The organism is Shewanella zhuhaiensis, from assembly GCF_022484835.1.
Classification (GTDB): domain Bacteria; phylum Pseudomonadota; class Gammaproteobacteria; order Enterobacterales; family Shewanellaceae; genus Shewanella; species Shewanella khirikhana.
The window spans coordinates 726984-739664 of the sequence record NZ_JAKUDL010000001.1; the positions used below are offsets into that span (position 1 = coordinate 726984).

Annotated in this window: 10 protein-coding genes; 5 read left to right on the forward strand and 5 right to left on the reverse strand. The window is 52.5% G+C overall.

What is annotated here, in order from left to right; genetic code table 11:
• Positions 1–15 precede the first annotated feature (15 nt).
• From tal to MJ923_RS03165, 3 genes are all read right to left on the reverse strand, one after another.
• Positions 16–969, reverse strand: a complete 954-nt coding sequence (gene tal, locus MJ923_RS03155; RefSeq protein ID WP_240589870.1) for a transaldolase — start codon at positions 967–969, stop codon at positions 16–18.
• Between the two features lie 210 nt (positions 970–1179).
• Entirely contained in the window at positions 1180–2283 is a 1104-nt protein-coding gene (locus MJ923_RS03160) for an OmpA family protein (RefSeq protein WP_240589871.1), read from the reverse strand.
• Positions 2284–2501: 218 nt separating this feature from the next.
• Complete coding sequence (locus MJ923_RS03165; protein WP_240589872.1) at positions 2502–4868, reverse strand: phosphoketolase family protein; 2367 nt, start codon at positions 4866–4868, stop codon at positions 2502–2504.
• Positions 4869–5298: 430 nt separating this feature from the next.
• On the opposite strand from MJ923_RS03165, the gene MJ923_RS03170 reads away from it, so the two are divergent.
• Positions 5299–6741 carry an alanine/glycine:cation symporter family protein gene (locus MJ923_RS03170; RefSeq protein ID WP_240589873.1) on the forward strand — a complete coding sequence of 481 codons (1443 nt, stop codon included), beginning with the start codon at positions 5299–5301 and terminating at the stop codon, positions 6739–6741.
• A 98-nt stretch (positions 6742–6839) separates the two neighbouring features.
• A complete protein-coding gene (gene yaaA / locus MJ923_RS03175) occupies positions 6840–7613 on the forward strand; it encodes a peroxide stress protein YaaA (RefSeq protein ID WP_126166048.1) in 774 nt (257 codons plus the stop codon).
• Positions 7614–7710: 97 nt separating this feature from the next.
• Here yaaA and MJ923_RS03180 read toward each other — a convergent pair whose 3' ends face one another.
• Positions 7711–9114: a M28 family metallopeptidase gene (locus MJ923_RS03180; protein ID WP_240589874.1), complete on the reverse strand. Its 1404-nt coding sequence runs from the start codon at positions 9112–9114 to the stop codon at positions 7711–7713.
• A gap of 135 nt (positions 9115–9249) precedes the next feature.
• On the opposite strand from MJ923_RS03180, the gene MJ923_RS03185 reads away from it, so the two are divergent.
• Positions 9250–9546 (forward strand): ArsR/SmtB family transcription factor, encoded by a 297-nt coding sequence (locus MJ923_RS03185; protein ID WP_126166050.1) that lies wholly within the window; start codon positions 9250–9252, stop codon positions 9544–9546.
• A gap of 54 nt (positions 9547–9600) precedes the next feature.
• On the opposite strand, the gene rpsT is transcribed toward MJ923_RS03185, so the two are convergent.
• Complete coding sequence (gene rpsT, locus MJ923_RS03190) at positions 9601–9867, reverse strand: 30S ribosomal protein S20 (protein WP_126166051.1); 267 nt, start codon at positions 9865–9867, stop codon at positions 9601–9603.
• 253 nt (positions 9868–10120) lie between these two features.
• Here rpsT and murJ point away from each other — a divergent pair, with 253 nt between their 5' ends.
• Entirely contained in the window at positions 10121–11686 is a 1566-nt protein-coding gene (gene murJ, locus MJ923_RS03195) for a murein biosynthesis integral membrane protein MurJ (RefSeq protein ID WP_240589875.1), read from the forward strand.
• 58 nt (positions 11687–11744) lie between these two features.
• The gene (ribF, locus tag MJ923_RS03200; protein WP_240589876.1) at positions 11745–12680 is read left to right on the forward strand and encodes a bifunctional riboflavin kinase/FAD synthetase; all 936 of its coding nucleotides are present in this window, start codon (positions 11745–11747) and stop codon (positions 12678–12680) included.
• Position 12681 lies beyond the last annotated feature (1 nt).

Here is a 12681-nt window from a genome sequence, read left to right on the forward strand (position 1 = left end):
TGCTTCCCCGCGTTATCAGGCCAGTTTGGCCTTGAGCATTTCTTCCAGTTTGCCTTGATCGACTGCGAAATTACGGATCCCTTCAGCCAGTTTTTCAACGGCCATGGCATCCTGGTTCATCTCCCAACGGAACTCGGCTTCGCTCATCACAGGACCCGGGGCAACGGTTTCGGTGGCTGGGGTCAGCTTACGTACCACGGGGGTGTTGCTGGCGGCCATCTCTTCGAGCAGTGATGGACCTATGGTCAAACGATCACAGCCCGCCAACTCAATGATTTCGCCGGTATTGCGGAAGCTTGCGCCCATCACCACAGTCTTGTAGCCGTGACGCTTGTAGTAGTTGTAGATGTCAGTAACTGACACCACGCCCGGGTCTTCGCTGGCGCTGTAATCTTTGCCGGTAGACTTCTTGTACCAGTCGAGAATGCGGCCTACGAAAGGTGAAATCAGGAATACCCCGGCTTCAGCACAGGCGCGGGCCTGGGCAAAGCTAAACAGCAGCGTTAGGTTACAGTTGATGCCCTCCGCTTCCAGCTCTTTGGCGGCGCAGATGCCTTCCCAGGTGGAAGCCAGTTTGATCAGAATGCGGCTCTTGTCGATACCGGCTTCCTGATACAGGCGGATAAGCTTATGGGCCTTGGCGATGGAACCGGCTTTATCGAAAGACAGGCGCGCATCCACTTCGGTGGAGATGCGGCCAGGCACCAGTTTAAGGATTTCCAGGCCGATGTTTACGGCCAGTTTGTCGGCGGCGTCTTCAATCTGGGTTTCCAAGTTGTCGCTTTGGGTCTTGGCCCAGGCGATGGCGTTGTCGATAAGACCTGCATATTCTGGAATTTGCGCCGCTTTCAAAATCAGCGATGGGTTGGTGGTGGCATCTTCAGGCTGAGATCGCTTGATTGCCTCGATATCGCCGGTATCGGCCACAATGGTGGTAAAGGATTTGAGTTGCTCTAAGGTATTGGCCATGGATCTTGTCCTTTTCGAAAAGCCGCCGGAGCGCCGGAGTTCTAGACACAATATTAGAAGCGATTTTGCACTTTTTTCCAACCGCACTATGAAAAAAAATTACAAAAACGACTTAAAGTTCCCAAAAGCGACGGCCCCGGGTTGGAATCGTTGCTGCGGTAATGAAAAAAGCCACTGCAGGGCAGTGGCTTTTTAAGGTTTACTCAAGGATTACTTGAGTACAGGTACCTTCTCAGAACCAGTTACTACAGCTTCTACGCGGCGGTTGGCAGCGTGAGCTTCGGCAGTGTTGCCTTCCATAACTGGACGGGTGATACCGTAACCCTTGGCAGTTACGCGGTCAGCGCTGATGCCATACTTTTCAACCAGCAGTTTGGCAGCGGCGTTGGCGCGCTTCTCAGACAGCTTCATGTTGTAGCCTGGGTTACCTACGTTAGAGGCGTGGCCACCGATCTCTACGGTAGAACCTGGGTGTTGGTTCATGTAGCCAGCCAGCTTCTCAACTGAATCGTAAGAAGAAGAGTGGATTACAGAAGAGTTGTTGGCAAAGCGCAGTGAGCCCAGAGTGTGGGTAGTCACGTCGTCGGTGTACATGGTGCAGCCATAGCTGTCTACTTTGTGAGTAGAAGGCGTGGCAGGGCACTTGTCCAGATCGTCGTTTACGCCATCGTTGTCAGAGTCAACTGGTACAACAACAGGAGCGACAACCACAGGTGCAGCCTTGCTGCCGAAACGGTAGCTCAGCTCCAGACCCCAGTAGTTGCTTTCCATTTCCAGGGTGTTCCACTTTTCTTCATCGAGGTTTTCATAACGACGATACTTGGCAGAAAGCTTCAGGTTGTCTGTGAAGTTATAGCCGATACCAGCACCAACAAACGGTGCAATACCGCTGTCGCTGTAGTATTCAGAGCCCCAGCGCTTGTTGTTGGAGATCAGGTAGTTCATGGCACCAGCTTCAGCAGAGAGGCTCCACTTGTTAGCGAAAGGCCAGAAAGCAACCAGACCCAGGGTGGTACCCTTGGCGCCCACGTCGTTCAGGGCGTCGGAATAGTCGGTCCACTCGGCGCGGCCCAGGTCACGGTAACCCAGCTCTACACCGAAGTAGTCATTGAACAGATAACCTGCGAATACGTCCCAAGCATAGGGGCTGTCTTCGCCACAGGTTTTCATGGTTTTTTGGTCGCAGTTAGGCTCGTAGTTGTTAACGCCTACGCCGCCACCCACGTACCAAGGGCTCATGCCTTCATCAGATGCCATTACACCGAATGGCAATACAGATGCGAGCAGTGCAACTTTCAATGAGTTTTTCATCATATTTCTCCAAGTCCATTGTTTAATGATGTCCACCATAATGCTCAAAAAGCATAGCTTGCACTTAGCGTGGTGATCCCTTTCTTTTCTAGCAAGCCGCACATATTATCTATTCTAAATATCTGAATTTCTACAGTACATCATTCTTTTAGTGGAAAAAAACGAAAGGCACCCCATTTGAGTGCCTTCCAGATCACAGTTTTATAATCTTTTTAACTGTATTAGCGAGTCCATACCCAATTTTCAATATGAATCGGGTCTACCCCATTGGCTTTAATATAGTTTTTGTGGTCAACCAAACGTTGCAGCATATCGGTAGTGATGGCCACGTGTTGGGTCTCATCAATAATACCTTGCTGGAACAATTTGTAAGCCATGTCGATCACCAGGTGGTAGCGGGAGGTACCGTTACGCACGCCCATGTCAAATGGGGTGGTGGTTGAACCTTCCTCTTCGTAGCCTTTGATGCGGAATCTGTGGCTGCCCTTGTAATCGAATACCAGCTTCTTGATGGTGTTTGGATAGCCGTGATAGTTGAACACCACGCCTTTATCTTTGGTAAAGACTTCATCCATCATCCAGGGTTTCTGCTGGAACTTGCGGCTGCCCAGACCATTGGAGTTAAGCTCGGACACACTCACAAAGCGCACACGTACCCGTGGCAGCAATTCGCGAATCAGAACCAAAGAGGCCATACATTCCTGGGTGGCGTAGTCACCGCAACCTGCCAGTACCACATCCGGATCTTCATCAGAGGCAAAGTCCCAAATCATCAGACCATCTTTGGCCTGGCGGCGGGCTTCATCCAGAGTCAGCCACTGAGGCAGCTCTTTCTTACCGGCTACAATAATGTTCAGCTTATCGCGGTCAGCGTAGGCTCGTTCGGTGTACACCAGGGTGCTGTTGGCATCGGCTGGCAGGTACGCTGAGATAATCTCAGGATGTTTTTCCAGCATGGCGCCGAGGAAGCTTGGGTTCTGGTGCGAGTAACCGTTGTGATCCTGACGCTCCAGCAATGAAGACAGTACCACGTTGCAAGATGGCAGCGGCTTACGGAAATGCACGCCCTGGCTTGCGTAAACGTACTTACAGTATTGGTCAGCCATGGAGGATACAACCTGAGAGAAGGCCTCGTAGGTTGGGAACATACCGTGGCGGCCGGTCACAGTGTAACCGTGCATCATGCCAAACAGCAGGTTTTCTGACAGCAGTTCCAGTACGCGACCGTCACGGGCCATGTCCTGATCCCAGCTCTCAATAGGCCACTGCCAGGCGCGGTCGGTTTCTTCAAATACCGCTTGTAGCTGGTTGGAGTATGTTTCATCCGGGCTGAAGATACGCAGGTTGCGCTGGTCGCGGTTCAGCTTGAATGCTTCACGCATCCACTCACCCATCTTGTTCATGGAGTAGCCGCGATGACCGCGTGGTACTTCAGGACCATAGGCAAGCTTGGTCAATTCTGGGTTAGACAGGGCACGAACCACTTCACCGCCGTAGGAAAGACGCTGACGACCGATGGTCAGTTCTTTTGGTGGAATAAGGCTGGCGATTTCAGCATCGAATTCCAGTACGCCCTGGTCGTTGATTTTATACAGGTCAGCAAAACCGTAGCTTGCCAGCCAGTTGTCCAGTGCCTCCAGGTGTTTCTTGTCGGTGGCGCACTTGTTCACAATAACCTGGTGCGACTCACAGTTGCCTTCGAGCTTCTTACCGTTGTCTTCTGACACACCGGTCCAGCCTTTGGCGGTACGCATCAGGATCACAGGCCAGCGTGGCTTGCACACATCTTCACCGCTGCGGGCGCGGGTTTGGATGTCGTTAATCATGCTGTAGGCAAGGTCCATGGCGTTGGTCATCTGCACATAGACATCTTCGTCCTGTTGGTCATCCACAATAATTGGGTGGTAACCCAGACCACGGAACTCAAGGTCCAGCTCTTCGTGACTCATGCGGCCCATACGGGTAGGACCGGAGATCTTGTAACCGTTAATGTGCACGATAGGCAGTACGGCACCACAGGTTGCCGGGTTAATCAGACGGTTGGCATACCAAGAGGCTGCAAGAGGACCGGTTTCTGCTTCACCGTCACCCACAAGCACAGTGGCAATTAGATCAGGGTTATCCAATACAGCGCCAAAACCGACAGATAGGGAGTAACCCAGTTCACCACCTTCAAGGATCTGACCAGGGGCTTCGGGGTTAGCATGTGAAGGATAACCATATGCAGCTGAAAATTTCTTACAGATATCTTCGATGCCGGTTTCGTTATAAGGGATGGTTTCTGGATAGAAGTGGCTCAGTGAGCCTTCGATGAAGAGGTTAGCCTGAACAGCTGGGAAACCATGGCCTGGGCCGACGAGATAAAGGAAAGGACGCTTGTGTTTTACGATGAGACGGTTGACGTTGGCATAGACGAAGTTGATGCCGGGACATGTGCCCCAGTGGCCGAGGAGTCTGGGTTTGATGTCTCCGTGGGCCAGTGGCCTTTTGTGCAACACATTCTGCTTGAGATAAATCTGCGACGTGGCCAGGAAGTTGGTTGCACGCACAAATTTCTTCAGTGCGCTAATCTCGTGCGGTTGAGTCATAATAAGCCTCTCGATGCTTAAAATGGTTAATTGGAAGTGTTTCTTGGGTGCTACTATATTTGTAATTTTTTTACAAAAATGTGCCCAACCTCCAATTTTCCAAAGTTAGATTCACTGACTTTCTCCCTTTAAATAGTCGTGATTCGATTGTTAATCGAGTTTTAACAGTATCTTATCTCTGTTTTTGTTGCGTGATGCGCATGTCGTATAAATGCGCAACTGTGAGCTTGATCACGCGGTTTTTTTGAAATACTGTGCTAATTTGCCGCGTCCGTTGGGCGCCTCATAGCTGTAACCGTGCTGAAATTTAGGCACGGAAAGGATAAAATGATATAAAAATTACAGCTAATCATGATCTTGCTTAGATCAGTCGCAACAGCAGCCCAAGAACGGATCTCCGGGCTGTTGCAGAAGGAAAGAAGTACTCATTATGTTAGAAACTATAGTCAATTTTCTGAATGCTCTGCTGTGGGGAAAACTGCTGGTCTACGGACTGGTGGGTGCAGGGCTCTACTTTACGGTTCGCCTCGCCTTTATTCAGCTGACCCATTTCAAGCACGGTATTAAAGTCATGACCATCAGCCGCCAGGGTGGCGACGATGGTTTGTCATCATTTCAGGTATTTTGTACCAGCATGGCGGCCCGGGTAGGTGCAGGTAATATGGCCGGTGTGGCGGTGGCCATCGGTATGGCCGGCCCCGGCGCTGTGTTCTGGATGTGGGCCATTGCGGTGCTCGGTATGGCCACGGCCATGATTGAATCGACCCTGGCGCAAATCTATAAAGTAAAAGATGAAGACGGTCAGTTCCGCGGCGGTCCTGCTTACTATATGGAAAAGGGCTTGGGCCAGCGCTGGATGGGCGTGCTGTTCTCACTGTTCCTTATTCTTGCCTTTGGTTTGGTATTCAATGCCGTACAGGCCAACACCATCACAGGTGCCATGGAGCGGGTATTCGGCTTTGACCCTATGTATGTGGGTATTGCCATTGTGATAGCCAGTGGCTTTGTGATTATGGGTGGCCTGCGCAAGGTGGCCAAGGTATCTGAAATCGTGGTGCCTTTTATGGCGCTGGCGTATCTGCTGATTGCTTCGGTGGTGGTGTTTTTCAACCTTGAGAAGCTGCCGGATGTGTTCATGTTGATCATCAAGAGTGCCTTTGGCTGGCAGGAAGCGGTTGCCGGTGGTGTGGCTTACAGCGTGGCTCAGGCCATGCAGGCCGGTATCGCCCGCGGCCTTTTCTCCAACGAAGCCGGCATGGGCAGCGCCGCCAACGTGGCCGCCAGTGCATCACCTAACCCAAATCACCCTGCGTCTCAGGGGTTCGTGCAGATGATGGGCGTGTTTGTAGACACCCTGGTGATCTGTACCGCCACCGCCGCCATTATTTTGCTGGCCGGTGATATGGGCGGCGAAAGCGATGGCATTAAATTGACCATCGATGCCCTAACCAGTCACGTAGGTGACTGGGGCGGCGCCTTTATCGCGTTTGCGATTTTGCTGTTCTGCTTTACCTCAATCATTGCCAACTATTCTTACGCCGAAACCAATGTGATGTTTCTGTCCGGCAACCGTAAGAATGCTCTGCCTGTTTTCCGCCTGGCGGTACTTGGCATGGTGATGTTTGGTGCCATGGCCAAGATTGGTCTGGTGTGGGATTTAGCGGACGTGTCCATGGGCTTGATGGCGATTGTGAATATCGTCGCGCTGATACTGCTTTCCGGTTTGGCTATTCGGGTGATCAACGATTACCGCGATCAGTTGAAAAACGGTGATATGCCGGTATTTGACCGCAGTAAGTTCCCTGAGCTTGATGGCCAGGTTGAAACTGACATCTGGCCACGTGAGGCCCGTGTTGAGACTAGCGAAAGCTGAGTCGATTAGCTTAATCTGAAAAAACCACGCTGCTCCAGCGTGGTTTTTTTATGTCGCTTGGGTATCATAACCGCAGACAAGAGGAGACTGAGATACCTATGCTGGTTGTTATTTCCCCCGCCAAAACATTGGATTATGAAAACCCCGCCCCAACGGGGGAGTTCACTCTGCCGGAGTTGGCTGAGCACAGCCGTGAGCTTATCGACGTCTGCCGCGCCCTCACGCCAGCGGATATCGCCTCCCTGATGTCGGTCAGTGACAAAATTGCCGGACTGAACGCCGCGCGTTTTGCCAGCTGGTCCCCAGAATTTACGCTGGAAAATGCCAAGCAGGCATTGTTTGCCTTTCGTGGCGATGTGTATACCGGCCTGGATGCCGACACCCTGAGCGCGGACGAGCTTGGTTATGCTCAGTCCCACCTGCGGATGTTATCAGGCCTTTACGGGCTGCTTAAGCCGCTGGATTTAATGCAGGCCTACCGGCTCGAGATGGGCACAGGCCTGGCCAATGGTCGTGGCAAGAACCTGTACGAGTTCTGGGGCTCCATTATTACCGACAAACTCAACGAAGCGCTGGCGGCCCAGGGTGACGATATTTTGGTGAATCTCGCGTCCAATGAGTACTTTAAAGCGGTGTCTGCCAAAAATATCAAGGGCACAGTGGTCAGCCCGGTATTTAAAGATGCCAAGAATGGCCAGTACAAGATCATCAGTTTCTACGCCAAGAAGGCGAGGGGACTAATGACCCGCTTTATTCTGGCAACCCGGCCAACCAGCATTGAAGCGCTGCAGGACTTCAATTATGACGGTTACTACTACAGCCCCGAGCAGTCAAAACCCCTGCAACCTGTGTTTTTGCGGGAAGAGCGCTAACACAGCCGAAAGTGGGAATAGCGTTAAGCAATGGGGATTAGAGTTAAGTAATAAAAAACGCGGCCATCGGCCGCGTTTTTTTATGGGATAACAGGAGTTATTCCTTCGCAGGTAAGGGGCGCAGCGCCACATCGCTGTTTGCCATCATCCAGGCGAACTGGGCATAGACAGCCACGTTTTGTGCCAACGCCTCTGGGTCAATCTTGTCCAGGGTATCGTTGGGGGTGTGGTGATAGTCGAAATAATCGCTGCCATCCTGTCTGAGTGACGCCACCGGTACCCCGAGGGCAGGCAACATAGACACATCCGGGCCACCTGAAGCCTTGTTGTTGCCGGCCACGACTCCCAGCTTTTGGGAGACAGCCATGGCCGCCACCATGCTTTGATGAGCGCTATCGGCCACCCGCCAATCAATCTGATAGATACGTCCTGCGCCAAAATCAGACTCGGCCGCAATGTAATGCTTGGCAAGCTCAGCCTCATGGGCCTTGGCATAGGCCTTACCGCCCACCAGGCCCACTTCTTCGGCGGCATAGAGCACCACCCGAATGGTGCGCGCAGGTTTTTGTGGCAGGTCGAGAATATGCTTGGCGGCGGCTGTCACAATGGCAACACCTGCACCGTCATCAATGGCGCCTGTGCCTTCATCCCAGGAGTCGAGGTGCGCGCCAATCAACACAATTTCATCGGCTTTGCTGCTGCCGCTGACTTCGGCAATCACGTTGTAGGAGGTGGCTTCGCCGCGACGCTCTGAACCCAACTCAAGCGATACCACGACGCTTGGGTCGCGCTTCAGCATAGCGTTAATTAAATCTGCATCGGGATTGGAGATGGCTGCGGCGGGAATGGGCTCAACTCCATCATTGTAACGCATCATCCCGGTATGGGCCATGCGGTCGTGATCTGTGCCTATGGAGCGGATAATAATGGCCTGAGCGCCTTTTTCAGAGGCTGCCACAGCGCCGCGGCTGCGGCCACCGGCGGTCTTGCCATAACCTGCGCCGTCGCGGTGGCGCTCGGTTTTGGCATCAATAAAGGCAATTTTGCCTTTCAAAGAGTCGGCTGGCGCCTCATTCAGCGCATCAAGCGAGTCAAAACGGACGACAGGGGCACTGATGCCGCCCTCTGGCGTGGCGATACTGCCACCCAGGGCGGTTACAACCATGGGCTGTGGGAAAGGGCTTGTGATGCTGGCGCGGGCGATACCGCGGTGCCAAACTGGCACAGTCACCGGCTCTTTATAGACCTTATCAAAGCCCAGGCTGGTGAGTTTGGCCATGGCCCAGTTAACGGCCACTTTATCCTGAGCGCTGCCGGCCAGTCTGGGGCCCACTTCAACTGTCAGAGATTCCACAATATCAAAGCCAAGTGATGAAGCCTGAGCTTTTTGGGCAAGCGTTTCAGCAACTTCATGATTTTTATCGGTTGTCGCTTGTGCTGAAGTACTCGTTGTGGCGGCCAGCAACAGTGCGCTGGCGAAAACGATGGGTAGGGTTTTCATGTGTTTCCTCGATTTTTATTACGTACATCCCATTTTTGAAAACAATCTAACAAAAAGTGTGGGCTGTGTCCCGACGCAGTCTGTAAGGCAACGCTATATTAGGCCCGGGGTTTGTATTAGGAGAATATGCTCGTAATGAATATAGAATTGATGCAGGAGCGAGCTGATCATGCGGTGGTGCTGCTAAAGGCACTGGCCAATGAACGTCGATTGTTTATCCTGTGCCATCTGCTGAACGAAGGCGAGATGTGTGTAGGTGAGATGAACAAGAAACTGGGGCTGAGTCAGTCTGCGTTATCGCAGCACCTGGCCTGGCTTCGCAAAGACAATCTGGTTTCGACCCGCAAGGAAGCTCAGACGGTGTTCTACTCATTGAAGAGTGATGAGGTGAAAGAGATCATCAAGTTACTCAACAACATATATTGCCATTGAGCAGATATAAAAAAACCGGCCTGGGCCGGTTTTTTTACGTCTTACTGGCAGCGATTAAGCAGCCAGAGCCTTGATACGGGCGTTCAGACGAGCCTTATGACGGGCAGCCTTGTTCTTGTGGATCAGGCCTTTGGTCGCCATACGGTCAACGATAGGCTGGGCTACGGCGAAGGCTTCGGTAGCAGCTTTGTGATCGCCAGCCTTGATGGCAGCGATAACTTTCTTCACGTAGGTACGCAGCATTGAGCGACGGCTGGCGTTGTGCTGACGACGCTTTTCAGATTGAAGCGCGCGCTTCTTTGCAGTCTTGCTGTTAGCCAAGGTGCAACTCCTAAAAACTTGGGATTGATACTTTCAAAGGTCGAGGAATATGCCCGTATTTTGCCACCTTGTCAATGGCAATGGTTGAATATCGGCCATAAAAGCAAATTAATCCAACCCGACTTGGCTATCTTCAACCCAACTCGTGTAAAATGTGGCGCAATTCTACCAGCAAATACTGTCGTGTGACAGAGCCGGAAGCGTTTTTTTCCAAGATATCACCCGCATTTTCCGGTCCTTCCCAGGGGGCGTTTTGAGCAAGAAACTTCTGAAGTCAGGGATGATAGTCAGTGCCATGACCTTGATCTCCCGTGTGTTGGGTTTAGTTCGCGACATGGTAGTGGCCAATCTGATGGGGGCCGGAGCCAGTGCTGACGTATTTTTCTTTGCCAATAAAATTCCCAATTTTTTGCGCAGATTATTCGCCGAAGGCGCTTTTGCTCAGGCATTTGTACCTGTTCTGACCGAATATCAGGAAAAACACAGTAGCGAAGAAACCCGTGAACTGCTCTCAAAAGTGGCCGGTACGCTTGGCGGCCTGGTGACCATAGTGACCCTGTTTGGGGTGATTGGCTCACCAATACTGGCCGCGCTGTTTGGTGGCGGTTGGTTTCTTGACTGGCTGGAAGGCGGTGAAAACGGCGCCAAGTTTGAACTTGCTGCGCTGATGCTGAAGATAACCTTTCCTTATTTATGGTTTATCACCTTTACCGCGCTGGCAGGCTCCATCCTCAATACCCGCGGCCGCTTTGCGGTGTCGGCCTTTACCCCGGTATTTTTGAATATCGCCATTATTGCCTTTGCCCTGTGGTTGTCGCCGCAGTTTGAGCAGCCGGAAATCGGTTTGGCCTGGGGGGTGTTTGCCGGCGGTCTTATTCAATTTCTGTTTCAAATTCCCTTTTTGTACCGCGAGCGTGCTTTGGTTAAGCCCTCCTGGGGCTGGCATCACCCGGGGGTGACCAAAATCCGCACCCTGATGATCCCGGCACTGTTCGGGGTGTCGGTGTCGCAGATTAACCTGCTGTTTGACACCTTTATTGCCAGCTTCCTGATGACAGGCTCCATCAGTTGGCTCTATTACTCCGACCGTTTGCTTGAGTTCCCCCTGGGACTTTTCGGTATTGCCATTGCCACAGTGGTGTTGCCTGCGTTGTCGAAAAAGCATGTGAACGATGAAGGCGAAGGCTTTGCCAAAACCATGGACTGGGGGGTGAGGGCGATTTTGCTTCTGGGTATGCCCGCCATGCTGGGGCTGATTGTGCTGGCCAAACCCATGCTGATGGTGCTCTTTATGCGTGGCGCCTTTGATATCAGCGATGTGGAAATGGCGTCTTACAGTTTGATGGCTTATGGCGCTGGCCTGCTTAACTTCATGCTTATCAAAGTGTTGGCTCCTGGATATTACTCTCGCCAGGATACCAAAACCCCTGTGCGTTACGGTATTGTCGCCATGGTCAGCAATATGGTGTTTAACATTATCTTTGCTGTGCCCTTTGGCTATGTGGGGCTGGCGATTGCCACTTCCTTGTCGGCGCTGCTCAATGCCGCGCTGCTTTATCGGGGGCTGCATAAGGCCGGTGTATATAAAGTGGCGAAGTCGACGCTGGTGTTTTTTGCCAAGGTGGCCGTGTCTACCCTCGCTATGGGGGCGCTTCTGTGGTATCTGTTGCCCACACAGGCGGTGTGGCTCGAGTGGCATATTGGCGAGCGTGCCGGTGCCCTTGCCGGTTATATCGGTCTGGGGGCTTTAGTTTATGGGTTGTCGCTTATTCTGCTGGGGATTAAGCCCTGGCAGATGAAACGCGCCCGCAAGGGCTGATTCTCTGCGTCAGCTGAGATATAATCCGCCAATTTACGTACGCCAGTTGTCAGGTCACATGGAATTAATCCGCGGAATTCACAATATCTTGCCCGCACATCGGGGATGTGTGCTTACCATCGGCAACTTTGACGGTGTCCATCGTGGGCACGCCAAAGTGATTGCCAGTTTGGTTGAGCGGGCCAAGCATTTTGGTCTGCCCGCGACTCTGATGACCTTTGAGCCCCAGCCGCAGGAGCTGTTTCGTGGTGATGATGCACCCGCGCGCCTGAGTTTGCTGCGGGATAAGATAGTGCTGCTGGACGAGCTGGGAATTGACCGCCTGCTGTGCGTCAATTTCAACCGCAAGTTCGCCGCGATGGATCCCGAGCATTTTATTGAAGACCTGTTGGTGCGAAAGCTCGGGGTCAGGTATCTGGTGGTTGGTGACGATTTTTGCTTCGGCAAGAGCCGCGCCGGTAACTTTGAGATGCTGAAAAAAGCCGGCGAGCGTTTCGGCTTTGCCGTGGTCAATACCCATTCTTTTATGGTGGGCGACCTGAGGGTGAGCTCCACCGCGGTGCGTGAGCAGCTCGCCAAGGGCAATCTGGAGCAGGCAAGACGGCTGCTTGGGCACCCTTTTACCCTTTGTGGACGGGTTGCCCACGGGCAAAAGATTGGCCGGACGATTGGCTTTCCCACCGCCAATATTGCGCTCAAGCGTAAGGTGGTACCGGTGCGCGGCGTCTTCGCCGTCAAGCTGTGGTGGGATGGCAGTGATATATATGAAGGGGTTGCCAACGTGGGGTTCAGGCCCACAGTGAACGGACAGGTATGCCAGCTTGAGGTGCATCTGTTTGATTTTGAAGGTGATCTATATGGCAAACGGGTAGAAGTGGAACTGGTGGCGAAAATTCGCGACGAGCAGCCCTTTGAATCCCTTGATGCCCTGAAAAAACAAATTTGGAACGATGCCGACAGAGCCCGGGCTCTGCTTGGTGACGATGCAGGTTAAG